Origin of the sequence: Paenibacillus sp. JGP012 (assembly GCF_014203995.1) — a bacterium.
GTDB lineage: Bacteria > Bacillota > Bacilli > Paenibacillales > Paenibacillaceae > Paenibacillus > Paenibacillus silvae.
Map to the genome: position 1 here is coordinate 25134 of NZ_JACHKG010000023.1, position 26991 is coordinate 52124.

The following is a 26991-nucleotide window of genomic DNA, read 5'->3' on the forward strand; positions in this document are numbered from 1 at the left end:
ACACAACACCTCCCTGTATGAGACTTCTCTCCAGTCTTATCTCTTTCAATATTTCAGTTCGATATGCTTCAAGCGCTATCGTCAATGGGTTAGATTTAATGCAAAGATTCCGAGGAAAAAGGGGGGAAGGTTATACCTGCTCTACCGCTGAGCTACACCGCCATGAACGGCGGCGATTGGATTCGAACCAATGACCTGGCCGATTAACAGTCGAAGTAACCCTCCCGGGCGCCTCGGAATTCGGATCAGCCGGGCTTCTTGACCGCCCCGCTTCACATCCTTATTATGCTTCACACCGTCATACACGAACATGGTGAAAGTATGGCGACTTGCGATGCATTGGTGCAACTTTGCTATGAAAGCTTGCGTTTATCCTGATACAATTAAAGAATCACAGTCCAACCGGGAGTGAAATCCATGGCTAAAGAAAGCTTTGATAAAGAAATTCAGTTCCTGCGTATGCTGTCTCTGACCAGCGGCGCATATAATCGCAAGCAGTATGCCAAGCGGCTTGGCATATCCGTACATACCTTTGATAAAACCCAGCGCAAGCTCAGAGATATTCATCAGAGCCTGACGGATCAGCCAGCAGCCCCGAATGTCGGGTCGGAACTGTCCGACCTTGTACGCTTTCAGTATGGCGAGTCTGCCGAGCCGCTGCTGCTCTTTCTTTTTCGCGCCAAATCGATGAAGGAAACCGAGATCGAACGCTTGTCCGTCATTTTACATACCCTTCAGGACGCTGCGCTGACCGCGATGGAATTGCTGGATGCCTGCTGCGCAGACCTGCCCGAGGAATTGGCCCTGCCAGATGAGAAGACCATACGCGCTGATCTGAAATACCTGGAGGATGTCGGTGTCATTCGCAAAGAGCCCGGCGGGCGCCCCTATCGCTATGCCTTGCAGCAGGATGTGCTGACACAGCTAACTCCGGAGGAGCAGCTGGAGTTGTACGATTTTGTTGATATCATGGCGAACACACAGGTTCCGTCCGTACAGGGATATTTACTGCGGGATAGTCTGAAAAAAATCATTACACCTCATTTCCCGCAAGAAGAAGCAACCGAGCCATATATTTATAAATATCATTATTATTCGCGCATTCTGGACGAAGCTCATCTCTATCCGCTGCTAGGGGCCATTCGTCAGCGCAGACGTGTGCAGTTTCAATATTTTTCACCGAAGAAACCGTCCAGCTACAGCTCGCAAAACACGAATCCAAAGTTTGAACGCGAAGCGGGCGGAAGCTCCAACCGGATCATCCCGATTGAGGTGGTGTATGATCACCAGTATGGACGCTGGTATGTGATTGGCTATCAGAACCGCCGGAGATTTGTAAAGTTCAGAATGGAGGGCATCACCCAGCTGGAGGAGCTTCACCCGATCGAAGAAGAGCATATGCAAGCGTTGAAAAAGGAATGGGCCGAGATCAGCCGCTACAGCTGGCTTGTCGATACAGGCCGCCCGGTCACAGTGCGAGCACGTTTTTTCCACCCACAGGAGGGTGAGCGCAACTTTATTCTGGATCGAGTCCGGCTGCAAGGGCAGTGGGGAACGATTACGCCGGAGACGGATTATACCTTTCTCTATGAAATCCGGGTGAACGGCATTACGGAAATCAAGCCTTGGCTGCGCAGCTTCGGCTCCAGCTGTGAGATTCTGGCTCCGCTCAAGCTGCGTGAGGAGATGATTGAGGAATGGAAGGAGATTGCGGCATATTATGAACCTGTTCGAGAAGATGTTCAATTACCAGATGATGACGAGGCTGAATGAAACCGGGCTGTTCACCTGGACTTCACAGGAACGGGCCTGGCTGCGCCTGATGATGAAACATGAGGCTGCACAGGAGGCGCTGCATCCAAATACGTGGGCAAAGCTGAACAATATGCTGCAAAACGAGCAGCACTTGGACGTACAGGAGGAGCTGACCGAGAAGGCCAAAAGTGAAGAACGCAGTGTATTTCACCCGCTGCTTAGACCGCTGCGGCAGATGATACTGCAAGGTCAAGGCTTTCAGATGACAGGCCGTATTCGCCATGGGCGTACCAGCCAGGAGCAATTCGGTTTTCCGTATAAGCTTGAATATTCCATGGTCAAAAAGGAGTGGTATGTACTCTGGTATGCCCCGCACTTTGCCAGATTAATGTCCACCAAGCTGCACAGCATCACAAAGCTGGAGCCCAGGTCCATCAAACCCGAAGCAGCAGCTCGATATAAAGCAAGCATCGCCCTGTTAACAGAGAAACGCAAGACGACCATCACCGTTGAGGTGCTGCCAGCGTTTAATGCGGAGTTATCCCGTATTCTGTATGCCTTCTCCTGCTTTGAGAGACAGGTCGAATATAACGAGGAAAATCATATGTACCGAATTGTGCTGACGGTGACGAGAAATGAAGTGGATTATGTTTTGTCCAAAATGCGCTTTCTCGGCAAACGGGTTCGCATCGCAGACAGCGTTGCCCTGCGGGAACGAATGTCCGAAACAGCCGCCAAAGTGCTGGCTCAATACGCAAGCTCCGAGTCTACCTTTGTGGAGGAAACTGCGGCTGCACAAGCGGATAACCATTCCAAACCGATATAAGCCAAAAAAAGCGGAATGCTGACGGTGCCAGCCGTTATGTAGAACTGCTGCTGTTCGCAGCATTCCGTCTTTTGTTAATCGCATGTACTCCCATGACCACAGCAACCAATTCGTAGGTGTCCAGATTTTCCGACTGGTTATCCAGTACAAATGCCCCGGAGCTGAACCAGCCGCTTGTTCGGCGAAAGCTTGCAACAATACGTCCGGCTCCGTCCGTCACATCATATTCCTGTGAGAAGGCGGGAGCAGATACATCATAAATGCCGCGCGAGCCTGCATCGTATTCATATTTTTTGCTAAAAAAGCTGAATCTCGCTCTCAGTACACCCCAATGCGTGCCATCCGATGCGGTTACATCCCACCGATTGGTTAACATGCGGAATTTGCCGCTGCAGACCAGCCCGGTTTCATTCGAGACATCGAGTGATGACCCAAATATACTTTTCAAATCCAGGTACCCTGCGCGTTCCTGATCCGCATTCATAATTTCGGTATATCCGGCATTAAAAAAGTTATCTCTGAAGTACAATTGCATAGCTCCTGCTCCTTCCAAAAAAAGATACGAGCAGCTTGACTGCCCGTTACATGAGTTCCGTATTCTTTTACTTGGCGTAGTGATCAGACTTCCACCTTTTTATTGTTCATATAGATGATTCCCCACACCAGCAGCGCAGCAAGTCCGATTTCAAACACCGTGCTTCCCCAACGACCTTCTGCCCAGATTACACCATTCGCGGTAAAGGAAATTCCTGTGCTTTCTTCGGTGAACTGAAACAGATCATTCGGACTGAACTTCCCGGAAAAAATCGCATTTTCCAGCCAGCTAAGCAGGTTAACCATAATCAGGAACGTAACAATCCCGATCCATGGGCCTGTTTTCCAGCGGAAAGTACCTGCTACACTGATGGAGAAAAAGATGATGACGGTCATAAACAACACAATCCAGCCTGCAAACAACAATGTACTTATGACCTCCGCGACACTCATATACGTCATATTAATATCCGATAAACTCAGTCCGAGCTTCAGCTTGGTATACAGGTAGAAGTGTATGAATCCAATCAGCAGCAGACCCAAGAAGTTTAGCGCCCCGAAAATTAAAGGTGACAACACATGCGACAGCCCTGTTACAGGAATAAGACGGCGATTGTACGAGCGGATGTTAGCGGTATAGGTTTTAATCATTCTCACATAAATGGCTACCCCTGCGCCAACATATGCCATGATGCCCAGTACATTGCCGGTAACATTAGACAGAAATAGGGTCTGCCCCACCTGAACAAGAATCAAAATAACCAGCCCTGCCAGCAATGTATTCCAGCTTCTCCTAAAATCATACTTCAACATTGTCATCATTCAGCATAAACCTCCTTAAACATCTCGTCTACACTTTTTCCATGCTGCAGCCGGATCGTCTCAACTTCTTCGTGCATGACCAGCTTACCCTCGCGAATAAAAATCACTTCATCAAAAATACGTTCAATATCTTTGACCAGATGTGTGGATATGATCAAGCTGCTGTCTTCATCGTAAAATTTCACGATGGCATCCAGAATTTTGCCTCTGGCTACCGGGTCTACTCCGCCGATCGGTTCATCCAGCAAATACAGCTTCGCCTTGCGAGACATAGCCAGTGTTAACTGCAGCCGTTCGTTCATGCCTTTTGATAGATGACTCACACGATCATTCTCTGCCAGACTCATAAAAGCCAGCATCTCCTGCGCCTTACTCTCATCAAAATCATCATAGAAATCGCGATAGTACGCAATCGCATCCCGTACCTTCATCCATTTCTCGGTTAAAGGACGATCTGGCATGAAGGAAACAAGTGACTTCGTCGCCAGACCGATTGGCTTGCCTGTAACCTGAATGCTTCCGCTCGCAGGATGCAGCAAACCTGCAACCAGCTTCATCAATGTGCTTTTCCCGCTGCCATTGCTGCCAAGCAAACCTACAATTCGTCCCGGAGCAACTGTCAGCGAAACGTTGTGCAACGCCTGTTTTCGTCCATATGTCTTGCTCACCTGATCAAGTTCAAGTATGTTACTCATGTATATGCTCTCCCTTCCCCTGACTTCCTTCTGCCAAAGCGTCTGTCACAATCGACACAATATCCTGCTCCTTGATTCCGAGCTCCTGCATTCCGGTCAGGAAACGTTCCAGCAGCTCGCCAGCCATTTCTTTCTTGATCTGCATGATCTTCCACTCCTCACTTGTTACATATCTGCCCAATCCACGCTTCGTTTCTACCACTTCTTCCCGCTCAAGCTCCTGAAATGTACGTTGTATGGTATTCGGATTAATCTGCAATTCGGCAGCCAGCTCACGTACCGAAGGAATTTTATCTCCCGCCTTGAGCGTACCGGTTACAATCTGACGTTTAATGTACTGCATGATCTGCAGATAGATCGGTAAATTGTTATCGAATTCGATAGGCATGATGTTCTCTCTCCTTTCTGTATTGGTGTGTTAGTTACATAGTACACTAGTTATACAATACTGTAAAGCCCATTTCAATATGATTCCAATACAACGCAAAAAAAAGCAGATCCACAAGACCTGCTTCGTTTCGATCGTTTAAAATTATCCCCTGCTGTCCCTGGCATGCCGCCAATGACTCATCATCATAAGATAAAGCTGATCCAGCGGAAGACTAATACTGCTCTGAGCTATGCTGATCGTTGCATCGACCATATTGCTGTTAGCCGTCATCAGCTTGCGCTTCATTCCGTTCTGGCGCTCCAGAAATGCTTTTTCGTCTCGCAGCTTCACACCGATCATCTCTTGCCCCATCAACTCATACATAAATATATGTTCAATATCCTTCCAGGCAACTTCTCCGCCCGAAGTATAGGAGGAAGAATCAATAAACCCCTGCTCATGAATGACAAAGGAGGGTTCCTTCCGGATCATCTTGATCAGACTGTAACAGAAGCATATTCCAAAAAAAAGAATGGCTGCGAAGCCAATCACACTAGAAATGATCGAAGCACCCGGCTTAAAAGATTGGTCAAATATCAGAAAAAAACCTGCGCATACAAAAAGTGCTGCCCCTGCTGTAAGCCAAGCCATCCGTTTCCTGCTCGGATATTCCACATGCTGTTCATAAGGTGTATTCAAGCGTAACATCCTCCCTCTTGCGACTGAATAAATACGCAGATCAAAACAGGAATTGCATTGTACATTAAACCATTCGAGCTGCTCTTAAACATTTCCTTTCTTTTTTTGTGCGTGAAGAAAAATATTATCCTTCCTCCGTTTAGCCAGGCATCGTTGTTGTCCTCTACCTTTCTTTCCGTTAATATAAATGGAAAGCTTAGGAAATTATCCAATCTCTCAAGAAGAGCAGGAGGACATATGATGAACGGAAAACGCGGCATAACATCCGAAGATCTGTATCAGATTACATGGGTCAACGATCCGGTTCCGTCTCCACAGGGTGGGAAGCTGGTCTATGTTAGTCGGCAAACTAACGACAAACATGACGGTTATCGTTCTCACTTGCGGATGCTTGACCTCAGCAGTCGGAAAGACAAGCCCTTCACATTCGGAGAATATGATCATTCCCCGGCCTGGTCACCGGATGGATCACAGCTTGCTTTTATACGCAAGTCTGAAGGACAAGCTCAAGTATGGCTAATCGCTTCGGATGGCGGAGAGGCTCAACAGATCAGTGAGCTGCAGCATGGGGTGAATTCTTTTCTATGGTCGCCAGATGGAAGCAGTCTGCTTGTTAAGTCTGCCGTGGACATCTCCCTCAAGCAGCAGATCAGCGCAGCAGATTCCCGAGAGGACGACAGTGCGGAGAAGCTGCTTCCTCAAGAATTAATCGTTGACCGTATTCGCATGAAATCGGATGAGAGCGGGTTATGGAATGGCAAACGGGCTCATCTTTTTGTGATTGCCCCCGTAAGGGCAGAGGCTATTCCTGTAACATCCGGTCACTATGATATTGGAGATTATGCCTGGTCACCGGATGGTACACGCATTGCATGGATTACTCATATACCCGCGGAAGACGAACATCACACTGATTTTTCTTTGACCAACCATGTGTATACCTCCAAACCCGACGGATCAGACATACAACAATTAACCCCTGAAGGGTATACATTCTATCGGCTATGTTTTGCACCTGATGCACAATCACTGGCCCTTCTTGCCAGCGATCGCACTTATGGTAACGCTACCCTTGCGAAGCTGTACATACTGCCTATCTCAGGTGGAGAGCCTGCATGTTTAAGTTCACATTGGGACGTGCAGTTGAACCACAGCCTTGTGGGTGACATGCGCTCCCATCTCGTGCCGACTGGCCCGGTGTATTCACGAGACGGCTCATCTATTCTCTGTCTGGCCAGTATCCACGGCAGTGTACGCATTGCCAGATTTCCATTAGATGGAGGCCATGCCGAGTATCTGTCGCCTGATGAGTGTGAGGTCTACCAGTTTGCCGAACTGGAACAGGGACAGATTGTAGCCGCTGCAGCCGACACGCAGCATCCTGGTGATCTGTATTTGTATGAAAGCCCAAATGATCCTGAAAGCAAGGCGGTCCGTCTTACCTTGAGTAATCCGCAGCTTGAGCAGGACATCTGGCTGTGTACACCGGAAACCTTCTGGTTTGATACCACGGATGGGCTGCGTGTGCAAGGATGGATTATGAAACCTGATGGTGTGGTGGACGGGGTCAAGATCCCGACCATTCTTGAGATTCATGGCGGACCACATATGATGTACGGCTTCACATTTATGCATGAGTTCCAGCTGCTGGTCGCACAAGGTTATGCTGTTGTATATATCAATCCACGCGGAGGGTTGGGGTACGGACAGCAATTTGTGAATGCATGTCGCGGAGATTATGGGGGCGGCGATTACCGCGACCTGATGGAAAGTGTAGATTACGCTGTATCCCGATATTCGTTTATCGATCCAGCCAGACTTGGTGTCACCGGTGGCAGCTACGGCGGCTTTATGACCAACTGGATCGTGGGACATACCCATCGCTTCAAAGCGGCTGTCACTCAGCGTTCCATCTGCAACTGGCTGTCGTTCTATGGTGTCAGTGATATCGGGTATTTCTTCACGGAGGATCAGATTGGCGGTAATGCATGGGACGATACTGAAAAGCTCTGGAAACATTCGCCGCTCGCATATGTTGGCAACATGCAGACACCACTGCTCATTCTCCATGGAGAACAGGATCTTCGCTGCCCGATCGAGCAGGCCGAGCAGTTATATGTTGCCTTGAAACGACGCAAGCAGACGACACGGCTCGTTCGTTTCCCGGGGGCTAACCATGAGCTATCTCGCGGCGGCCATCCGTATCTGAGAGTTCGACGGTTAGAGCATATCGTGGGCTGGTTTAATGAATACCTGTAGGGTTAGCCAATAATGACGGGTTAACCTGATCATACGAAAAGCCGTTTACCTGTAATCGCTCATGCTCACAGGCAAACGGCTTTTTCTATTTCATCAACTGGTTACTGGTTAAGGACTGTCAGTATCGAGACTACTCCTCTCCCCAGATCACCGTAATTTCATTCAAATCCTTATTTTCCGAAGACACATTGCCTGTAATGGAAATAGCATATTTACCTTCCTCACGGCCGATAAAACTGAATTCGTCAGCCTGAATATCCTCACTCTTCTGGGTCAGATTTTTGGTCTGATAATAGTTTTTGTAGTCTGTGCCGATCGTTGTCAGACTTTCTTTGGTCGTGTAGGTGAGAGACACCTTCTTGTTGCCGTCCATGATGTTCTCGATCAGACTGGTCGCTTTGGCATCCTTTGGCAGTGGGAAATCCGCTGGCAAATATTTGGACTTCACTCCTGACGCTTGTGTGTTTGTGCCTGTCGAAGGAGTGGTTGATTCACCACCACCCGTTGAGGACGAGCCACCTGAAGAACTCGAAGAACCGATGCTCACCTTATTCGCTTTGGCATCATATTTCACTTCGGTCTTCAACGCCTCGGCAATAGAACGAACCGGAAGATAGGTACTGCCTTGGTATGTAATCGGCGCAAGCTTCTTGCCCTGATCACCTGTCGGTGTGAAGGCTTGTCCATTGACTTCAATTGCAAGCCCATGGTTCAGGTAAGCCTTGATTGTTTCCAGTTTGCTTCCTGCATACACACCCGCTGATCCTGTCAGCACCATGCCAAATACACTGGCTCCAATCAACCACTTTTTGTTCTTCATATTCAAATCGCCTCCAAGTCTTAATTCAAGGATACTATTCATCCCTGTAATTGCATGAATCCATATTTAGCATTCAAATAATTCATTTAACAGTGTACTTTATCCATAAATGCTGAATGCATAACTAGCTTGCATTTCACATTAGCCCTATCATAAGCACTGGATTAAACAGTGTAAACGTTATCTCGCCAAATCAGGACCTGGGGCACATAAAAATGGTTTGGAAGTTGCGAAAATAGAAGATGTATCCGATGATATATAGGATGATGTTTTAGATATTTTCTAGAAACACAATGCAACCACAACTCAAGGAGGACTTCTAGTTATGATAAATCAGAGCACATTCAATACACCTATTCCCCGCTTATCCACCGCTTCCGAAAAGTGGGACGGGCTGGAGCACTTCTTTGGTGTGACAGACGCACTCCCGATGTGGGTTGCCGATATGGATTTTGCCGCTCCCCCTTCTGTTATCGAAGCTTTGCAGACACGGGTGGGACACGGTATTTTTGGTTACACTCTGCAGACAGATGCTTATCAAGCGGCCGTTATCAACTGGATGGAGCGCCGCCACAACTGGACAATTCAATCAGACTGGATTGTATTTACACCAGGCATCGTACCCGCACTCAGCATAGCCGTACAGCAATTCACTTCGCCAGGTGATGCCGTAGTTATTCAGACTCCGGTGTATCCTCCTTTTTATGATGTAGTGAGAGGTCAAGGCCGGGAACTGATCACCAATCCATTGTTTGAAAAGCAAGGGAAGTATACGATGGACCTGGAACAGCTGGAAGCAAGCTTCCAGACCGGCAAGGTCAAAATGCTGATTCTCTGCAGCCCTCACAACCCGGTTGGACGGGGATGGACCCGGGAGGAACTGGAAGGACTCGCCTCGCTGTGTCTGAAATACAATGTACTCATCGTATCAGATGAGATTCATGCCGATCTTATATATGAGCGCGGTGCTCATACACCGCTTAGTCTGATCTCGGAGGAGATTGCAAACTACAGCATCATCTGCACAGCACCGAGCAAAACGTTTAACATTCCTGGTTTGTGTACATCCAACATTATTATTGCAAACGCTGATTTGCGAGAACGCTTCGCTCTGGGTGTACGGACGATGGGCCTGTCCAGCATCAGCACATTCGGGGCTACTGCTACCGTGGCTGCATACGATGGAGGCGAGGAATGGCTTGACCAGTGTCTCACTTACATTCGCGGTAATATGGAGTATGTGCAGCAGTATATTACAGAGCATATACCTGGCATCAACGTGCTTCTGCCAGAAGCAACCTACTTGTTATGGGTGGATTTCCGTGGATTAGGCATGACTCATGCCGAACTAACCCGCAAACTGCTGCATGAGGGCAAGCTCGCCTTCAACGATGGCGCTGTGTTCGGAGCAGAAAGTGCCGGGTTTATGCGTATTAACGTCGCTTGTTCACGTGCTACGGTTGAAGAAGCAATGCGCAGATTATCTGTACTGTTTAACAAGTAAACATAAGGGTGCTCCAGGAGTCTCGCCATGGCGGACTACAGGGCACCTTCTTTATTGTAGGTTACTTAGGACGGCTCCTGACCTCCTTACCTACCTTAACGTAGATTTCAGATACCTTCTGCTCCAGTGTATAGATATTTTGCCTCGCACTCGCCCATTTCTCAGCCGCAGCTGCAAGTGAATTCAGAGCAGTTAATGTCCGTGCGGGCTCCACCTTTTTTAATATTTGCTTGAAGCTCCGCAATACACTGGCGTATCGTTCTCTGGCCAAGCTGACTTGCTTCTGGGCTGTTTGTATCTGCTTTTTTACAGCAGTTGTTTCAATTAACATGGTTCTCAGCCGCTTGATTTCAGCATTCTTCTGCTTTCGAGCTTCAGCAAGGCTTGCCTTCCTCGTTCGAATATCCTCCCTTGCCAGCTTCACCAACGGCTTCAGCGTCTCGGCCTGAGCGTGAAGGGCTGCTCTCCATTCCTTATTCTGAACAGCCTTGGCGGCAGACATTTGTTGGTTCAGGGAACGATAGAGGTTAAATAAAGGCTCATAACGTACTTGTGTGTCCTCAAGCGACTTTTGGAGAGCCGTCAGCTTGACTGCATCCGTCTCCCGAATTGCCTTCCGGAGCTGCACAAGTTCATCCGCATTGGCTTTGTGAAGCTGCTTGATTTTTTGCTGCCACACCCCTTCCTGCGTCTTCCATTTCCCCGCACTTTCATATGCCTGCAGCAGGGAACGCTTGGCCGATGCATCGGCCTTGTTTAATACGGTATCCCAGGCTTTCTGTGCATTTACATTTAGTTCCAGACCCTCCCCATACGCGGTTGCTGCATCCCAGGTCATTCCCACCCCGAACATAAACATGAATAAGATAACGCACTTAAACAGGCCCCGTTGATTCGGTGTTCCGAATGCATGTAATCGTTTGTCTGTTTCAGATACCCGTAGTTGTTTATTCATCTTGGTTCCCCCTTCATCACATCAAAAATAGTGAATACACCAGCGTCGCTACACACACTGAACCATTCTGGTCACGACAAAAAGCACCCGTAAGTCAGGCTTGTGCCTGCTCTTACGGGTGCTTCCCCATCAAAACATACCATATGAGATTCAGCGAAATAACTACTCAATTGAATCTTTACTTTTTCTAATATATTCCATGCAATGGTTCTGGTCAAGCTAAATTTGTATATTACTAATACATCACTATTTGTCCAGCAAAATGGCTCTCATGTCCTCAGTCAGGTCGTCCTCTCTTAACATCATATACGAATTCTGACCTCTGATAAAATTGAGTTTGATCTGATAGATCGTGTCGTTGTCTGTGTAATAACCGGATCTTTGACGCTGGAGCAGCTCGCTAATAATTTTTTTGTTTTTGGTCACGATTTTTTGGTTACCTTGGAGATTGGAGTCGATAAACTGCGGATCAGCATAGACCATCTTGACGTTGCCCGGACTGTTGATCTCCTGTCTGATGAACAGGGCGGAGGCGACCTCGTCTGCGGATACCCGCAGCTGATCGTACAGCTTGTTTTCTTTCAGCCACTCGATCAACCGACTATAGCTCGGTTTAATGGCATACATTGCGCTACGATTGGCACGATCCAACATCATTTTGGACGAAGAAGCATCCGGGTAATCCATATAAATTTCTGCGGTCGCAAATGTCTCCCATGATGACATCTGATCTTCGTATGATTGATCCAGAATTTCTGTTTTCAACAAAGCCTTGAATTCACGAATCAGCTCCGGATTTGTAATAAACACTGTCCGATCTCCGATGTAACCTGACCGGATGCCGATGTTTCGAACATCACCGTCCAGTATGTATGTCTCGTACCTGGACGTTTTGTAATCCTCCCAGTTTTTCATGCCCATCAGCTCCTGTTGGAACTCGGACGTTGGAATGTAATATTGTCGCGATAATGTTTTGCCATTTTTCAACTTATAGTCTATCACGACATTTTCTTCGTCACGTACAGTCCGATTCATCCCCATTTCGCGCAAGTGCAGATCGGAATTAACAATTTTCTGATGAAGTGTAACTACAGCGTCAATATATCCTGCATTTGTGGAATAAAATTGTTCGTCATCCATCTTAATATTTTGGTTATCCACATAGATGTAATGATCACCACCAATTCGTACCTTCTCCACACGCTCACTCGTCGGAACGTTCGATGCATAACCGTTCCAGTCCGCGACAGGCACGTATAGAATCAGTGCAATAACTCCCCCGTATACAGCAAATTTGGGGAGCAAGCGGTTACTCCAGATGAGCCAGGTTTTGCGAATAATCATCTCGGCTCCCAGGTATCCCGCAACGCCCCCGACCACGTATCCGGCGACACCCCAAAACTCGGAACCGCGGGGTTCGATCATCGTAAAATAGGCTCCGCTGAGCAATACCACTGTAAACATAAATCCAAAACGGAAGATCGGCTTCACGATGCGGAACGTTATCGCCTGTGTTGCCGATTCCACATGACGCTTACGGTAGAATAAGAACGTCAGAACAACCAGAATTACGGTCATCGCAGCATAGATTCCAAGCTCGACCCAGTCTGGCGGATAACTCAGACTGCTGATGCGAGCGATCGGAGATATGTTTCCACTGCTGAATCGAAGCGCGCTATCTGGAAATCCTAACAAATAACGCTGCAAGTGCATTACAAAAACTTCCCAGAAGACCAACGGAATCAAACAAATGGCATACACCGTAAGTCCCTGCAAAATGGACTGACCAATGCACATGCCTACCGCAACCGTCAGTGTAAACATGAACAACGAGATTATACTCATCGTCACGCCCCACGTCCAGACCGCTGTACCAGCAAAAATATAGGCAGGCTCCTTCACGACAGCAGACACCCAACCAGTAACTCCAGCCGTAATCCAGATTGGGACCAGAATCATCACAACTCCGGTTAACAGGTTCATCGTAAGCAGATGTTTACGCTTGAGCGGCAGACTGTGATACAGATCGGAAGGTCCACCAGCCTGGATATAGCGAAACAGAAATAACCCCATAACTACCGGTATGCTTATCGCAAAGAACCAAAGTAATTCCCCTCTTACCATGAACAAGCTGGCGATTTCTTGTGTATTTTCCCTATATGCTGTACCAATGTTCAACGGAAGAGATAACAATAAGAGAAGCAGATAAACAAGACCAAGCCATCCGTGCTGCCTGAAATTTTGGTACAGGATGCCGCGGTTAAAGTACAATCGGTTGAATATCATACCCTGCACCCTCCATTTCATAGATAAAGATTTCCTCCAGCGTCAGCGGCAGCACATCCAGCAGATACGGATCATGCAATCGGAATTGGGAGGTAACATCTTCACGATGACCTTTAACAATGTACAAGGAAACACTTCCTCTTTTTTCTTCATGCAAAATGTGAATGTGTTCTTTCAGCAACCCGGCATGATCCGGGTGACGAAAAGCAACCTGAATTTTGTGCGTATCGGCCTTGAGGTCATCGAGATCCTTCTGGACGATAATCTGGCCTTTGTGCATGATGGCTACATGATCACAGAGGTCTTCAATCTCTCGCAAATTGTGAGAGGAGATGATGATTGTCACCTGGCGCTCGGCCGCTTCCTGAAAGAGCAGGTTTTTGATCTGCTGGCGCATGACAGGGTCGAGACCATCAATCGGTTCATCCATGAGCAGTACCTCAGGCATACAGCTGAGTCCCAGCCATACCGCAGCCTGACGGCGCATGCCCTTCGACATGCGATGAAGCTTGCGTTTTACATCCAGTTTGAAGACAGCAGCCAGCTGCTCGAAACGCTCATCGCTCCAGCGCGGATAGACAGAACGGTAGAATGCAGCCATATGGGTAATCGACGATTGCGGGAAAAAGGTAGGTGCATCTGCCATGAAAATCGTACGACCCTTCAGGTCCAGATTTTCGTAAATTTCAGCCCCGTCAATGTGTACCGTGCCGCGGTCCTGACGGTATATGCCGGCGATGATTTTGAGCAGCGATGTTTTGCCTGCCCCGTTGGAACCAAGCAAGCCGTAGATCGAACCTTTATGTATGTGCATACTTACACCATCGACTGCCTTTTCCTGTTCAAAAGCTTTGATGACTTGATTGAGCTCAATCATGAGACACCTCCCTCTCTATACGGGCCATCGCTTCTTCAAATAAAAGAGTCAGTTCCGCTTTGGTTAAACCGGAATATGAAGCTTCAGCGATAAGTTTCACCATAGACTCTCTGATCTCATCTTTCATCGCTTCATTCGGATGTTCCACAGATGATGATACGAAGCTCCCTTTACCCGGTATGGAATAAATATAACCTTCACGTTCCAATTCACGGTATGCCTTCTGAATCGTATTCGGATTCACGGTGAGCTGCGTTGACAAAGCTCGGACGGATGGAAGCTGCTCATCGGGTTTCAGGACACCGTATACGATCATTTCCTTGACTTTATCCACCAGCTGCTCATAGATCGCCTTACGGCTGCGTACATCCAATTCGAACATCCGGCACCTCCTCTCATAACATGTTGATAATTACTGTGCTGTTATCAGGAAAATCACCTTGAGTGAAGTTTACCTGCTGCCTGTGTATTATCCATCACGAATATTACCTTCGGTGAGGTTCACCTGCTGCCTGCGTGTTATCCATCACGAATACTACTTCGGTCTGCATTGAACCACCGTACCAACCGTACTACTATTAATAATACAGTTAATACAGATTGTCAATATGTTAGATGGATTTAGTTTCAAGTTGAGGAACAATATGCATAGGTAATCAATATGATATAATTGACATAAAGTTACGTACAAACGCCTGGTGCTTGACGAGTGTACTCTGTAATTATGGGACAGGCTTTATAAGTAGTATGCTGTACGCTGTAAAAGTAACCGATGGAAGAGAGAGAATCGTGGAAGCAAGGAATGATTGGCTTAAATAGTGTGGAAGTATGGACAACTAAAGAAGTTGCAATACATTTAGGCTAGTTCATGTGGCTGAGGTTAACTTTTTCAGCGAAGGTATGGTTTGGCAACTAATGTAATCTTATGTTGTGAGTGGTCTGTCACTTGTCCTTCTCTTACCCCTTCGTTATGATAAAAGGAGCTAGTTTGGTTAAGTTGAGGTGGAATGTGTTGGGGTGGGGTCGGTTGAGTTGAGCTACGCTTCGCTAAGTTTGATCCAAAATTAATTTTGAGCGATTATTGGAATGCCCAGTCCGAGAGTTGTTCTGAGAGTAGATTTCAAATTAGATTCGAACCGCGCCTCACAACGTTCCGAACCTGTCCACCATTCGCGCACATTTCAGCATTTTGTTTATCAAAAGGTGGACACTATTGTATAAACAACACACCACAACCTCTAATCTACATATAGATTAATTATATTAATTTTATATCTATATATAGAAATCGGATGACTGGCAGGGATATAGTACCTTTTTGAAAACATTGTCCACCCTTTGAAAGACAAAAAGACTACATTTGTTCTTTTCCAATGGACACAGCCTCTTATAATCTTCAGAATGTACGAATCATACAGCTTACAGCTGATAAATAATAACGTCTTGGTAAGGAGCATTCCGAATATGACTGAGCAGCAGCCTGATGAACGTAACAACAACCGCGTTACTCCCCACGTTGAGGGCAGCAAATCCCTAGAGAGTAACGTTAACATGGATGTCTCAACAAATATTGTTAAGGGCACAATTGCTACTACTGATACTGACATTGATACAGACATAGGTACAGACATAGGTACGGCTAAAGATACACATGCTGAATTGTTGATAATCACAGATTCGGTTTCAGGCACAAATGCCGAGGGTGGTACAGATATCAGCTTGGAGACATATGCGGGGATGGAAACAAGCAAGGGAGTTTCTGCGAACGTATCAGACAGTTCTTCTCGTGTACTGATTGTGACTGCAGTTGATGCTGAAAAGGATGCGATTCTTCGGGGTCTGGGCGGCCATGCCGCAGATCACTTTGATGTGATTGCGGCGGGCGTTGGCCCTGCCTCGGCCGCTGCCGGAACTGCCGCTGCCCTGGCTTTTGCTTCAGCAGCGGCAAGTGCACATAAACTGGCGCAGGGCTCGGCTGCGCCAGAGGAATCGGATGCGGCACAGGCATCTGCCGCATCCTGGCCGGGGCCCGCAGGCGGGACTGGCAACGGGTCACCAGCCTACAGGCTGGTGATCAGTGCCGGCATCGGCGGCGGGTTCCCCGGCCGTGCGCCCGTCGGCTCCCTTGTGGTAGCCGACGCTATGGTTGCAGCCGATCTGGGCTCGCAGACGCCAGACGGCTTCCTCTCTGTGGACGAGCTCGGATTTGGCTCGTCCCGTGTGGCGGCGGACGCGGAGCTTGCCGCGCGCCTTCGCCATGAGCTGCAGCGGGCAGGGCTCGCTGTCAGCGGAGGCACTTCGGTCACCGTGTCCACGGCGACCGGAACTGCGGAGACGGCCGCGGAGCTGCTGCGCCGCGTGCCGGATGCTGCCGCCGAAGGCATGGAGGGCTTCGGCGTAGCAACAGCCGCGCAGCAGTTCGGCCTGCCGGTGCTCGAACTGCGCGGCATATCTAACGCGGTCGGTCCACGCGACCGCGACGCTTGGCGCATCAAGGATGCCCTCGATGCGCTCCAGGCAGCAAGTTCTATTTTACGGGAGGTTATCACATCATGAATATTGCTTTTTCCCCTTGTCCTAACGATACTTTTATCTTTCACGCCTGGGTGCATGGATTGATTCCAGGTGCACCTGAGCTTGAGGTTCGCTACGCGGATATCGATATAACAAATGGCCTTGCCGCCAGCCCACTCGGACCGGATATTCCAGAAGTTATGAAAATTTCCTATGCGGCACTCCCCTATGTTCTGGAGAATTACGCTTTATTGCCCGCTGGGGGTGCACTCGGCAGAGGATGTGGCCCTCTCGTTCTAACAGCTAATGGAACTACCGATCCTGCATACCTGTCTGGACGCCGGGTTGCTGTACCAAGCGAGCGCTCTACAGCCTATCTCTTATTCCGTCTATGGGCCGCACAAAATGTACCCGGCGGTGTAGGCGAAATTGTGGTTATGCCTTTTGATAAAATCATGCCTGCCGTCCGCGACGATCAGATTGATGCCGGACTGGTTATCCACGAAGCGCGTTTTACGTATCAAAATTACGATCTCAAACTAATGACCGACCTCGGCAACTGGTGGGAAAGTGATACAGGTCTGCCAATTCCACTTGGTGCCATTATTGCTCGCCGTGATCTGGATGCTCAAGCCCTGGCTGGCTGGGCACGTGCTTCGGTCGAGTACGCTTGGGCACATCCTGAAGAATCAAGACCCTATGTCATGCAACATGCACAAGAAATGGACCCGGCTGTAGCTGCTCAGCATATCGACCTGTATGTCAATGAATTCAGCGCAAATCTGGGCGAGGATGGGTACGCTGCAATCACCGCTCTACTCGGACGAGCCATGAAAGAAAAGCTTGTTCCCGAGTTCGATCTGAACCTGTTACGGATTTAATTGCTGAACTGAGCGGGGAGAGAGTTACTATGTAAAGTGCTGGTAAAAAGTAAAGAGCTGCATCCTTCGCAGAGCTAATGTGTTCAATCACTTAAGCATATTGCGTGGAGTTTTTCGAGGTTCATCGTCTGGGCCAACGTCAATTTGGTGTCTGTTTACCGCTAACGATTCTGAGAGAGCTTATTTGTCCATTTTTTGTGGTCTGCCAAATCTAACGATTCCCAGAAACCTTATTTGCCTGAGAATCACTCTTTTAGACCTCGATCTGGTCTAAATTACTGAAATAGCGTTCCTACGATTCGTTAGAATTTTAAAACCGCTAAATCAGGCTAAATAGCGTCGCTGGAGATCGTTAGAATTTCTCAGCCTGAACTCGAGACGCTTTTCAGCTATTCAGTGCTTTGTTAGTTTACTGCATATGCTGCATATTGCACTTGTGTGCTGTATATTGATCTGCACTGCATATTGCACTACTGTTTTCTGTATATTGATCGGCACTGCATATTGCACCACTGATTTCTGTATATTGATTGGCACTGCATATTGCACCACTGATTTCTGTATATTGATTGGCACTGCATATTGCACCACTGATTTCTGTATACTGATTGGCACTGCCCATTGCACCATTGTGTACTCTATATTGATTAGCACTTCATATTGCACCACTGTGTGCTGTATATTGTCACCACTATGTAGTTGCATCACCGCTTATTGTGCATCACTATGTATTCATCCGTTGCATATCAAAGGGCAGTCCTTTTCGTCGGCTTTACGTCAACAGGGCTGCCACTTTTTTATGGTTATGAGGTCAATACTTCTACGAGTAAGCTATTCTTTGTTCATTCTCTTCTGCCTCATTTTCCTTACTCTCCCTCTTACTCGTTGTACTGTTCCTTGTGTTGCTCTTTGTATTGCTCCTTGTACTGCTCTTTGCAGTACTCTTTGTATTACTTTACACTCACTTACCTCTTTTCCAGTCTCTTCTCTTCCTTTCTATACCCTTCTCTTCTCTCCTCTTCCATTCAATTAACTTACATTCTATTCCCTTCCCCTCCATTCCTTTACTTTACTTTACTCATCCTTCAATTTACTTCGACTCAGATATTAAGGTTCGAATCATAGAGTGTAGTGCGTCAAGCATCATGGAAAGCGGCAATGACGGGACAGACGGCGCCATAGCAGCAATTTCTGTTGAAGCCGGGAAGTGCACAAAGCCTGCCTGCACAGGCAGCTGCTCTATGCGAATGTAGTCCAGCACCCGATACATTGTGTTATTACATATATACGTACCTGCCGTATTAGAAACAGTAGCGGGGATACCTGCAGCCACCATATCATTGACCATTGCCCGGATCGGCAGAGTGGAAAATAATCCATCCGGACTTCCCGCCGCAATCGGCTCGTCCACAGGATGCTGACCCTGATTATCCGCATAAGAGCCGGACGGAATATCTTTTACATTAATTGCAATGCGTTCTGGTGTTATCGCTGTTCTGCCTTTCGCCAGCCCACATGCAATAACGACGTCTGGCTGAAAAGCCTTCATCTCTGCAATCAGCAAATCTGCACATTCATCAAAATGCACAGGCAGCAGCAAGGTTTTGAATACAGCCCCCTCCACTGCTTCATGTTCCAATGCCTGCATCAACGCTTCCGTTGGATTCACGATATCCCCGCCAAAGGGCTCAAACCCGGAGATCAGAAACTTTAACATTCACCCTACTCCCTCCTGATGTAAAATAACAACAACAAAACTCAATGCCCAGTGCCCCTTATAGCACCACCTTGTCATGAGGCAGGGCACCGCGTGCTGGGAGCTGCACGTCCTCCCCATCATTCCTGAAATTCATCCAGGGTTTGTCTGAAAACGCTGAAGGAAGCAGATTTTTACCGAATCTTCGTTTCAAGCCAGGAAGTTTCTCACAGGCGTACCGAGGACACGCCATAGGAAAGCACGCAGCAAGGAGCAAAAAACGGCTAAAGATTGCACTTCAGCGGGTTTCAGCTAAAGATGAACTTTAGCAGGTTTCAAGACACGCCCTGACCATGCTGGGGATTCTTCGCTTCTTACTCTGATTTGTAACGTAATCCCCATTGGCGGCGGACGGTGTCCATCAGCTTCATAATTTCGAGTGATTCATCAAGCTTCATGGTATTGCTCTCCGTGCGACCTTGCAGAATGCAGCGTCCAGCCTCTTCTGCCTCAAATGCATATCCGATGCAAGTCCGATCATCCACGTATTTCTCAGGCTCATCCTGACTGTTCAGATGTAGATATGCTTCCTTTCCCGCCAAGAAAAATGGTAGACGAATTCGGCCTTCCGTTCCATAAATAACAGCCTCATTGTTCAGATTCAAGCGAATGGCACCGTTCAACGAGGCGGAACGCCCTTCGGAGTAGGACAATAATACAGAGAACTGTTCATCTACACCGGTCTCCCCGATATGCGCAGTGCTCCATACATGCTGCGGCTGTTCGCCAAAGATCATCGATGCAAAGGAAATCGGGTACACCCCCGCATCCAGCAGCGCGCCACCGCCCAGATCAGGGTTAAGCAGACGTCCTTCCGGCTCCCAGCCGATACGAAAGCCAAAGTCTGCCTGTACCATCCGCACTTGTCCGATTCGTCCTTCCGCAATCCATGCACGTGCTTGAGCAATCGGGGGCAGGAAGCGGGTCCACATCCCCTCCATCAGAAAAAGCTTTCGCTCCCTCGCCGTTTCCACCAGCTGCTCCAGCTGACGAGAATTCATCGTAAACGGTTTCTCACAGAGCACGGCTTTGCCTGCTTCCAGACAAGCCATCACATTTTCCTTATGTACCGGGTGCGGGGTTGCCACGTAGATGATATCGATCTCAGGATCTCGCAGCAATTCATCATATGAAGCGTAAGCGTGTTCAAAACCGTACTCGGCTGCAAACTTCTCCGCGCTGCCTGCCGTCCGTGAACCGACCGCTGCCTTTATCGCATTTCCGGCATGCTCCAGATCTTTGGCAAACTGGGATGCAATCCACCCCGTCCCCATAATGCCCCACCGCACCTTGTCCCGTTTCTCCATAAATACACCCTCCTCAAAGAAATTTGCTGCTGCCGATCCATCACTTCAGAACATTTCATCCAGTCCAACATCGTATCTCTCTTATTTTACCAAAAAGAAGCACTCTCGTCAGAAAATGATGCTCATGTGCGTTATATTTCATTTTGCGCAGCAGATTTGCTAAGATGAGTTAGAAACAAGCTGAGAACCGTATAGGAGCGCGAAAATACAAAACGAATTCATACTCTGAAAGGAAGGTACGCCATGATCAGCAAAAGGAATATCGACCATATCCGCATACCTTCAGACAACGAGCTGCCTGAACGCCCATGCGGCGATAATAATAAACGCTCCACCCCTAGCTTACATAAAGAGCTTGAGCATTTTCTGAAGCATGCCTTGCTTGAACTGCGTCAAGCGAAGCATATCAACACACACCAGCCATTTCAGTGGCATCAAGCTGCACTCAAACATCACACTTTTATATATATGCACCGCTTCACTGGCACCTTGAATGTCAACGGTGAGCCGTCTCGTATCATGCGTAAATCGGCCTGCCTGTTCACACCCGGGACAAGCCTTGAACTTGTATCTGAAGCCGATCACGAGGCTGAGCTGTACATTATTGAATACGATCTGTTCCGAGCAATTGAGAAAACAGAAGCGAGACGCATCTATGAACGTGAACTGCATTCACCTGTGACCGGATCGATTCAAGGGCCTTTTTACGGCATTCAGCGTATTGCGGCACAGATTACCGAACTCGCACAATCGGATCATGAAGCCGGATCTCGTGATATCAAAGCCCAACTGCTGCTAACCGACCTGCTCTATATGCTCTGGCCTGTAGATAACAAGTCCGCTGCCGTCGAAGAGAATCGAAACAATCCCGAAGCGTGGCTAAAAACAACCCTTCAATACATGCAGCAGCATTACATGCATGAGATCAAGCTGGATACACTTGCTGAACTGGCCGGAATGCATCCGTCCTACTATTCACAGCTGTTCAAGAGCCGAATGCAGAAAAATCCGATCGAGTACATCACCCATCTGCGGATGAACCGGGCCAAGGAGATGCTGCTCACCTCCGATCTTCGCATTCGGGATATCGCACGCGAGGTCGGTTACCGCGATGAGTTTTATTTCAGCAGACGGTTCCGCAACTATGCCGGATATGCGCCGTCTGCCTATGCCAAGCAGGTTCATCGCAACATTGTGTCCCTTTCCTACCCGTACACGGATCACTTGATGACCCTTGGCATCACCCCATGTGCAGCTCAGATTCAAGGCCATTTGCCGCACATGCCCCGTTCGCTCCAACTGCCTTTTCATGCCTATGAGCCTTGGGAGCAGGGGCGTCAGGCTTTTCTGGATATGCATCCCGAATTGATTCTGACCAAGGATAATGCCGCAGCAAAAGCGATGGAGCATATTGGTGATATCGCTCCCATCATTACGATTCCATGGAACGAAACGGACGTCTTCGGCCATCTGGAACGCATTGCTACCATTGTGGATCGTACGCGAGCGGCTAGAGACTGGCTGGACGGGCATGAGCGCAAAGCAGAGCGTGCACGCAAAAAAATCAAGGAGCTTGCAGGCAGCCTTACGGTTGCTGTAGGCACGTTGACCGCCAAAGGTCCACGGATGTACAGTCATCGCAACTTCGGGCATGTGTTCTATCGTACGCTGCAGCTCGCTGCCCCCCCGCGTATTCAGGCTGAACTGCACGGAAAAGCTCCTGGAGTCGGCTATAACTGGATGCCGTTTACACCCGGGGAGTGGCATGGTCTCGAAGCCGATGTGCTGGTGCTTGCGATAGACAACATGCATAATCGAGCAACATTGCTGCAAAAATTAAAGAATGATCCGTTATGGAGCAGCCATCCTGCCGTGCGCAGCGGGCGGGTGCATCTGGTCGATTGGAGCGCCTGGGTTGTCTACGCGCCATATTCCATTAACATCCAGCTCGAGGAAGCGCTCTCGATGTTGACGAGCAGGCCTGTACTTTTGTAATCTAAAAAATGTCCATTTCCCAAATCTTAATTTATGCCATGTACGGGCCTGGATTAAGATTTTATAATATTCACTAATTGATAATGATAATCAATAACAACGAAAGATGTTATTTGTTATAAAGGAGTGACCCGTATCCAACATCCGGGACTGCCCCAGCGTCCGACTAATGTTAAACGATCCGCAATCACCGTTGGCCTGATGTTTCTGTCCGCCGCCGCCGTGCTGCTGATCAGTATGTTTGTTGCCGTCTCGTTGGGAGCCAAAGGGTTAACGCTTGAAACGGTGTGGACCGCCGTATTCAACTACAACCCTTCCATGACATCTCATCAGATCATTCATGAGCTTCGACTGCCGCGTGTACTGGCTGCTGCTGTAATCGGAGCAGCCTTTGCTGTCGCAGGAGCGCTAATGCAGGGGATCACTCGCAATCCTCTGGCCGATACTGGCATACTCGGGATTAATGCAGGGGCAACCTTTGTCGTAGCGCTAAGCTTTGCATTCTGGCCGGGATTACCCTATGGCTGGATTATGCTGCTGTCCTTCATTGGGGCTGTGCTTGGCACCCTGCTCATCTTCCTGCTCGGGATGGCTGCACCCGGAGGGCTCAGCTCCATCAGGCTGACCGTTGCCGGAGCCGTTATTGCCGCCATGCTCAGTTCATTAAGCACGGGCGTCGCCATTTATTTTGACCTGAGCCAGGATCTGGCCTTCTGGTACGCAGGGGGTTTTGGAGGCATCGAATGGCGCCATCTGCGGCTGATTCTTCCGGTGCTGCTGCTTACGCTGCTGTTCACCATGCCGCTCGCGAGGCGTGTCTCGCTGATGTCACTTGGTGAAGAAGTCGCCATTAATCTGGGGATCAATCTGCGCTGGACCCGCCTGCTCGCCCTCGCTGCTGTCGTTGTGCTCGCAGGGGTTTCTGTATCAGCAGTAGGCTCCATTGGCTTTGTAGGTCTGGTTATTCCACACATGTCCCGCAAACTGGTGGGTGTAGATTACCGGCTGATTATACCGATGTCCTCCCTTCTGGGCGCGATCCTGCTGGTGCTGGCTGATCTCGGGGCACGTATTGTGAATCCGCCTCAAGAGCTGGCTGTAGGGATCATGGTTGCTTTTGTCGGCGTACCGTTCTTCCTCTATCTGGCCCGGAACGAAAGGAGGGCTTTGTAGTGATGAAACGGAAAATTGCATCCGCAGCGAGCGTTTTCGGCAGGTTCAATCAAACCTTCAATCAAATCTCCCGGGGCAAGAGAGCAGTGATCATCAGCGCTGTGCTGCTCTTTCTTGCAATACTGGTCATCATCATCAGCCTGAATACAGGCACCGTGCGAATGTCACCTGTAGCTGTTCTGCAGACTTTTCTGGGACAGGGAAGTGAACAGGATCAGATCATCCTGTTTGATTACCGCCTGCCGCGAATACTCGTAACGGTGCTTGCCGGGGCTGGATTGGGCATCGCAGGTGCTGCTCTGCAAGGTATTACACGCAACGCCCTTGCTGATCCGGGGATTCTGGGTTTGCATGCTGGAGCTGCATTCGGGCTTATCGTGTTTGTCAGCCTTTCGTTCAGCATGGATACCTCTGTAGCTCTGTTGATTCCGATCTTTGCTTTTGCCGGAAGTGTCGCTGCCGCCCTCATCATCATGCTGCTGTCCTACGACAGACATAGCGGAGTGTCACCGATCAAGCTTATTCTGGTCGGAATTGCTGTGGCCGCCGGATTCCATGCGCTCACCTTGTATCTGTCGCTGCGTCTGGATGAGGACACGTATTCCTTTGCTGCGCGCTGGCTTGCAGGCAGTGTGTGGGGCCGCGACTGGATTCATGTGCAGGCTTTGCTTCCCTGGGTAGTGCTGTGTATCGCCTATATCTGGAGTCGCTCCAAAACGCTGGACGCTTTCCATCTGGGTGATGCGGCTGCAACCAGCATTGGAACACCTGTCCGCTCAAGGCGTATTCTGCTGCTGCTCTGTGCTGTAGCCTTGTCCGCAGTGAGTGTATCCATGGCTGGAGGGATCGGCTTTATCGGGCTTGCTGCCCCTCATCTGGCCCGCAGACTGGTCGGGCCGATACATCGGCATTTGATTCCCGCTGCCGGACTGATCGGCATGGTCATTCTGGTGACTGCCGATACAATCGGCCGAACGATTTTTGCACCAAACGCCATTCCGGCAGGTGTAGTTGTAGCCGCGATTGGCGCACCTTATTTTTTATACCTGCTGGTACGAACCAAATGATAGATGAAGATGAACCATTCAATACACCTTATTCAAATTCAATTACATCACACAAGATGAATCCAAAAGAAGTTCAAGGAGAATGACAACTATGTTGAAGAAAAAACTAATGCTTTTGCTTACGATAAGTCTGGTGCTTGTCCTTGCGGCCTGCGGGGCAGCCAAAACGTCCACATCTGCCTCTGACAAGACTGACAAAAACACAAATACGAGCAGTTCGGCGGACAATGCCACCAATGCTGCAACTTCAGGTGAACCTCGAATTGCATCCATGTCCATCCACCTGACCAATGATTTGCTTTCCCTGGGCATCACCCCGGTCGGCTCCGTTATTGGCGGCGAAGCAAAGGGTTTCCTGTCCCATGTCGCTGACCGCCTGAAGGATACAACACCGCTCGGCTCTGTAAAAGACCCGGACATGGAGGCACTGCTTGCCCTTAAACCTGATGTAATCTATCTGGATGAGGAATTTTCCGGTGACGATATCGCCAAATTCGAGAAAATTGCACCTGTGCATGTATTCAACCTCGACAATGGCACTTGGCGTGATCATCTGAAGGAGATTGGCAAGCTGGTGAACCGCGAGCAGCAGGCCGAGAAGTATATTCAGGATTATGAAGCGGAAACGAAGGAAGTGAAATCTCTGATTCATAATCAGATCGGGGATGGTACCGTGATGGCGATTCGTGTCACGGCCAAGGAGCTGCGTGTATTCAGCACACGCCGTCCAATGGGCCCTATTTTGTACGACGACCTCGGGTTGACTCCAGCCAAAGGCATCAAGGATATGGATACCGCCAAGCCGTATCAGGTCGTATCACGTGAAGTGCTGCCCGACTATGATGCTGATGCCATTTTTGTTGTGGTGAACTCGGATGATGAAGCACAAACGATGTTCAAGGAGCTGCAAAACAATCCGATCTGGCAAGGGCTGAAGGCTGTCAAAGCCGGGCATGTATATCCAATCGGGGCGCAGCCTTGGCTTGATTATTCCTCGATCGGCAACAAGATGGCAATGGACGAAGCGAAAGAAATGTTTTCTAAAAAGTAAATCAAGCTTCGCCTGACGCTGCAACCAACAAAAAAACCTCGCTTTGGCAAGGGAACCGCGTTAACAAGACAGTGAGCATGATGCTCCTGTTCAATGGGCATAGGGATGAACACTAACTAGTGTTATAGCTCTCTATGCCTTGCGTTTCCCTTATCAGGCTGAGGTTTTTTTATTTTTATCATAACCCATTACACCGTACACACAACGATTTCTATCACACCGTACACACGACGATCTCTATATCCATATCTGCAAACGTATTCTGAATAATAAGGATAACCTTTTCCCACTTCAGCCTGTCCAGCCCACATCCAATTCGAGGCATAGCCAGCCGGGTAATTCCCTGCTCTTCACAGACTGTCCGCATGGACTCCACTGCCTGGGTTAATGACAAATACGTCGGTTTATTGGAGAATTTAGCTTTGGTAACCAGATTCAGCGTCCGTCCAACCGGATAACATCTGCCAATCTCCAGCGGCTCCTGCCGGGCCTGCTCCTGAAGGGATTTCAGATCAAACCTCTCCCGAAACTGCACAGCGATCCCCTTGCCCATCCGTGCGTCAGCCGATATACAGTGTGCCAGGGAATATTCCTCCTCCAGTTCAAACAAATCCTGCTGCCGTTCATCAAACTGCATGTAATATCAATCCTTTCCTGCGATGTGGATTATACTCCACCACTCCGTTTCCTAAAGCTATTGGTCGTCCTGACACCAAGCGAACTACGCTTCATGTATGACACTGTAATAATCATGTACTTTCTGTTGCATCCTTTGATGCACGTACTGTCGCGTACATGGAAGTTCGTATTACCATCTCAAATTTCCTTTGCTTTATAAGTTGAAC

General features: G+C 48.6%; 23 protein-coding genes and 1 tRNA gene. 10 read left to right on the forward strand and 14 right to left on the reverse strand.

The window, feature by feature from the left end; translation table 11 throughout:
* Positions 1–167: 167 nt before the first annotated feature.
* A tRNA-OTHER gene (locus HNR77_RS22410) sits at positions 168–267 on the reverse strand.
* Positions 268–417: 150 nt separating this feature from the next.
* On the opposite strand from HNR77_RS22410, the gene HNR77_RS22415 reads away from it, so the two are divergent.
* Positions 418–1773 carry a helix-turn-helix transcriptional regulator gene (locus HNR77_RS22415; RefSeq protein ID WP_184189394.1) on the forward strand — a complete coding sequence of 452 codons (1356 nt, stop codon included), beginning with the start codon at positions 418–420 and terminating at the stop codon, positions 1771–1773.
* The gene (locus HNR77_RS22420) at positions 1739–2581 is read left to right on the forward strand and encodes a WYL domain-containing protein (RefSeq protein ID WP_260410777.1); all 843 of its coding nucleotides are present in this window, start codon (positions 1739–1741) and stop codon (positions 2579–2581) included. The genes HNR77_RS22415 and HNR77_RS22420 overlap by 35 nt, the downstream gene beginning before the upstream one ends.
* Positions 2582–2615: 34 nt before the next feature.
* Here the strand turns inward: HNR77_RS22420 and HNR77_RS22425 are convergent, their stop codons facing one another.
* From HNR77_RS22425 to HNR77_RS22445, 5 genes are all read right to left on the reverse strand, one after another.
* Positions 2616–3116: an LURP-one-related/scramblase family protein gene (locus tag HNR77_RS22425; protein ID WP_184189398.1), complete on the reverse strand. Its 501-nt coding sequence runs from the start codon at positions 3114–3116 to the stop codon at positions 2616–2618.
* A gap of 83 nt (positions 3117–3199) precedes the next feature.
* Positions 3200–3937 carry a hypothetical protein gene (locus tag HNR77_RS22430; RefSeq protein ID WP_184189401.1) on the reverse strand — a complete coding sequence of 246 codons (738 nt, stop codon included), beginning with the start codon at positions 3935–3937 and terminating at the stop codon, positions 3200–3202.
* On the reverse strand, positions 3934–4632 hold the full coding sequence (locus HNR77_RS22435; RefSeq protein WP_184189404.1) for an ABC transporter ATP-binding protein: 699 nt from the start codon (positions 4630–4632) through the stop codon (positions 3934–3936). The genes HNR77_RS22430 and HNR77_RS22435 overlap by 4 nt, the downstream gene beginning before the upstream one ends.
* Positions 4625–5020, reverse strand: a complete 396-nt coding sequence (locus HNR77_RS22440) for a GntR family transcriptional regulator (RefSeq protein WP_184189407.1) — start codon at positions 5018–5020, stop codon at positions 4625–4627. Before HNR77_RS22440 ends, HNR77_RS22435 begins: the two co-directional genes overlap by 8 nt.
* A 144-nt stretch (positions 5021–5164) precedes the next feature.
* Positions 5165–5701, reverse strand: coding sequence for an STM3941 family protein (locus tag HNR77_RS22445; protein ID WP_184189410.1), 537 nt, complete (start codon positions 5699–5701; stop codon positions 5165–5167).
* 240 nt (positions 5702–5941) lie between these two features.
* Between HNR77_RS22445 and HNR77_RS22450 the strand changes: the two genes are divergently transcribed.
* A complete protein-coding gene (locus HNR77_RS22450) occupies positions 5942–7960 on the forward strand; it encodes a S9 family peptidase (protein WP_184189412.1) in 2019 nt (672 codons plus the stop codon).
* Between the two features lie 130 nt (positions 7961–8090).
* Here HNR77_RS22450 and HNR77_RS22455 read toward each other — a convergent pair whose 3' ends face one another.
* Positions 8091–8780 carry a stalk domain-containing protein gene (locus HNR77_RS22455; RefSeq protein ID WP_184189414.1) on the reverse strand — a complete coding sequence of 230 codons (690 nt, stop codon included), beginning with the start codon at positions 8778–8780 and terminating at the stop codon, positions 8091–8093.
* 325 nt (positions 8781–9105) lie between these two features.
* Between HNR77_RS22455 and HNR77_RS22460 the strand changes: the two genes are divergently transcribed.
* Positions 9106–10284, forward strand: a complete 1179-nt coding sequence (locus HNR77_RS22460) for a MalY/PatB family protein (RefSeq protein WP_184189416.1) — start codon at positions 9106–9108, stop codon at positions 10282–10284.
* 61 nt (positions 10285–10345) lie between these two features.
* On the opposite strand, the gene HNR77_RS22465 is transcribed toward HNR77_RS22460, so the two are convergent.
* The 4 genes from HNR77_RS22465 to HNR77_RS22480 all read right to left on the reverse strand — a co-directional run bounded on the left by HNR77_RS22465 (position 10346) and on the right by HNR77_RS22480 (position 14784).
* Positions 10346–11239: a hypothetical protein gene (locus HNR77_RS22465; RefSeq protein WP_184189418.1), complete on the reverse strand. Its 894-nt coding sequence runs from the start codon at positions 11237–11239 to the stop codon at positions 10346–10348.
* A gap of 246 nt (positions 11240–11485) precedes the next feature.
* Positions 11486–13525, reverse strand: coding sequence for a hypothetical protein (locus tag HNR77_RS22470; protein WP_184189420.1), 2040 nt, complete (start codon positions 13523–13525; stop codon positions 11486–11488).
* A complete protein-coding gene (locus HNR77_RS22475) occupies positions 13500–14402 on the reverse strand; it encodes an ABC transporter ATP-binding protein (RefSeq protein ID WP_184189422.1) in 903 nt (300 codons plus the stop codon). The genes HNR77_RS22470 and HNR77_RS22475 overlap by 26 nt, the downstream gene beginning before the upstream one ends.
* Positions 14395–14784: a GntR family transcriptional regulator gene (locus HNR77_RS22480; RefSeq protein WP_184189424.1), complete on the reverse strand. Its 390-nt coding sequence runs from the start codon at positions 14782–14784 to the stop codon at positions 14395–14397. The genes HNR77_RS22475 and HNR77_RS22480 overlap by 8 nt, the downstream gene beginning before the upstream one ends.
* A gap of 1355 nt (positions 14785–16139) precedes the next feature.
* Between HNR77_RS22480 and HNR77_RS22485 the strand changes: the two genes are divergently transcribed.
* Positions 16140–16958, forward strand: a complete 819-nt coding sequence (locus HNR77_RS22485) for a futalosine hydrolase (RefSeq protein ID WP_184189481.1) — start codon at positions 16140–16142, stop codon at positions 16956–16958.
* Positions 16955–17797: a 1,4-dihydroxy-6-naphtoate synthase gene (locus HNR77_RS22490; protein ID WP_184189426.1), complete on the forward strand. Its 843-nt coding sequence runs from the start codon at positions 16955–16957 to the stop codon at positions 17795–17797. Before HNR77_RS22485 ends, HNR77_RS22490 begins: the two co-directional genes overlap by 4 nt.
* A gap of 1090 nt (positions 17798–18887) precedes the next feature.
* Here HNR77_RS22490 and HNR77_RS22500 read toward each other — a convergent pair.
* Both HNR77_RS22500 and HNR77_RS22505 read right to left on the reverse strand, forming a co-directional pair.
* Positions 18888–19514 carry a pyroglutamyl-peptidase I gene (locus tag HNR77_RS22500; RefSeq protein ID WP_184189429.1) on the reverse strand — a complete coding sequence of 209 codons (627 nt, stop codon included), beginning with the start codon at positions 19512–19514 and terminating at the stop codon, positions 18888–18890.
* A 353-nt stretch (positions 19515–19867) separates the two neighbouring features.
* Positions 19868–20860: a Gfo/Idh/MocA family protein gene (locus tag HNR77_RS22505; RefSeq protein ID WP_184189432.1), complete on the reverse strand. Its 993-nt coding sequence runs from the start codon at positions 20858–20860 to the stop codon at positions 19868–19870.
* Positions 20861–21103: 243 nt separating this feature from the next.
* Here HNR77_RS22505 and HNR77_RS22510 point away from each other — a divergent pair, with 243 nt between their 5' ends.
* The 4 genes from HNR77_RS22510 to HNR77_RS22525 all read left to right on the forward strand — a co-directional run bounded on the left by HNR77_RS22510 (position 21104) and on the right by HNR77_RS22525 (position 26146).
* On the forward strand, positions 21104–22855 hold the full coding sequence (locus HNR77_RS22510; RefSeq protein WP_184189434.1) for a helix-turn-helix domain-containing protein: 1752 nt from the start codon (positions 21104–21106) through the stop codon (positions 22853–22855).
* A gap of 201 nt (positions 22856–23056) precedes the next feature.
* A complete protein-coding gene (locus HNR77_RS22515; protein ID WP_184189483.1) occupies positions 23057–24028 on the forward strand; it encodes a FecCD family ABC transporter permease in 972 nt (323 codons plus the stop codon).
* A gap of 65 nt (positions 24029–24093) precedes the next feature.
* Positions 24094–25095: a FecCD family ABC transporter permease gene (locus HNR77_RS22520; protein ID WP_311768664.1), complete on the forward strand. Its 1002-nt coding sequence runs from the start codon at positions 24094–24096 to the stop codon at positions 25093–25095.
* Positions 25096–25189: 94 nt separating this feature from the next.
* Complete coding sequence (locus HNR77_RS22525; protein WP_184189487.1) at positions 25190–26146, forward strand: iron-hydroxamate ABC transporter substrate-binding protein; 957 nt, start codon at positions 25190–25192, stop codon at positions 26144–26146.
* 214 nt (positions 26147–26360) lie between these two features.
* On the opposite strand, the gene HNR77_RS22530 is transcribed toward HNR77_RS22525, so the two are convergent.
* Positions 26361–26783, reverse strand: coding sequence for a macro domain-containing protein (locus HNR77_RS22530; RefSeq protein ID WP_184189436.1), 423 nt, complete (start codon positions 26781–26783; stop codon positions 26361–26363).
* Positions 26784–26991: the final 208 nt, after the last annotated feature.

Excerpts from the sequence above, each read along its gene's own strand:
- HNR77_RS22415 (WP_184189394.1), top strand. The coding sequence starts at position 418 with ATGGCTAAAGAAAGCTTTGATAAAGAAATTCAGTTCCTGCGTATGCTG.
- HNR77_RS22420 (WP_260410777.1), top strand. The coding sequence starts at position 1,739 with ATGTTCAATTACCAGATGATGACGAGGCTGAATGAAACCGGGCTGTTC.
- HNR77_RS22425 (WP_184189398.1), bottom strand. The coding sequence starts at position 3,116 with ATGCAATTGTACTTCAGAGATAACTTTTTTAATGCCGGATATACCGAA.
- HNR77_RS22430 (WP_184189401.1), bottom strand. The coding sequence starts at position 3,937 with ATGATGACAATGTTGAAGTATGATTTTAGGAGAAGCTGGAATACATTG.
- HNR77_RS22435 (WP_184189404.1), bottom strand. The coding sequence starts at position 4,632 with ATGAGTAACATACTTGAACTTGATCAGGTGAGCAAGACATATGGACGA.
- HNR77_RS22440 (WP_184189407.1), bottom strand. The coding sequence starts at position 5,020 with ATGCCTATCGAATTCGATAACAATTTACCGATCTATCTGCAGATCATG.
- HNR77_RS22450 (WP_184189412.1), top strand. The coding sequence starts at position 5,942 with ATGAACGGAAAACGCGGCATAACATCCGAAGATCTGTATCAGATTACA.
- HNR77_RS22455 (WP_184189414.1), bottom strand. The coding sequence starts at position 8,780 with ATGAAGAACAAAAAGTGGTTGATTGGAGCCAGTGTATTTGGCATGGTG.
- HNR77_RS22460 (WP_184189416.1), top strand. The coding sequence starts at position 9,106 with ATGATAAATCAGAGCACATTCAATACACCTATTCCCCGCTTATCCACC.
- HNR77_RS22465 (WP_184189418.1), bottom strand. The coding sequence starts at position 11,239 with ATGAATAAACAACTACGGGTATCTGAAACAGACAAACGATTACATGCA.
- HNR77_RS22470 (WP_184189420.1), bottom strand. The coding sequence starts at position 13,525 with ATGATATTCAACCGATTGTACTTTAACCGCGGCATCCTGTACCAAAAT.
- HNR77_RS22475 (WP_184189422.1), bottom strand. The coding sequence starts at position 14,402 with ATGATTGAGCTCAATCAAGTCATCAAAGCTTTTGAACAGGAAAAGGCA.
- HNR77_RS22480 (WP_184189424.1), bottom strand. The coding sequence starts at position 14,784 with ATGTTCGAATTGGATGTACGCAGCCGTAAGGCGATCTATGAGCAGCTG.
- HNR77_RS22485 (WP_184189481.1), top strand. The coding sequence starts at position 16,140 with ATGGAAACAAGCAAGGGAGTTTCTGCGAACGTATCAGACAGTTCTTCT.
- HNR77_RS22490 (WP_184189426.1), top strand. The coding sequence starts at position 16,955 with ATGAATATTGCTTTTTCCCCTTGTCCTAACGATACTTTTATCTTTCAC.
- HNR77_RS22500 (WP_184189429.1), bottom strand. The coding sequence starts at position 19,514 with ATGTTAAAGTTTCTGATCTCCGGGTTTGAGCCCTTTGGCGGGGATATC.
- HNR77_RS22505 (WP_184189432.1), bottom strand. The coding sequence starts at position 20,860 with ATGGAGAAACGGGACAAGGTGCGGTGGGGCATTATGGGGACGGGGTGG.
- HNR77_RS22510 (WP_184189434.1), top strand. The coding sequence starts at position 21,104 with ATGATCAGCAAAAGGAATATCGACCATATCCGCATACCTTCAGACAAC.
- HNR77_RS22515 (WP_184189483.1), top strand. The coding sequence starts at position 23,057 with ATGTTTCTGTCCGCCGCCGCCGTGCTGCTGATCAGTATGTTTGTTGCC.
- HNR77_RS22530 (WP_184189436.1), bottom strand. The coding sequence starts at position 26,783 with ATGCAGTTTGATGAACGGCAGCAGGATTTGTTTGAACTGGAGGAGGAA.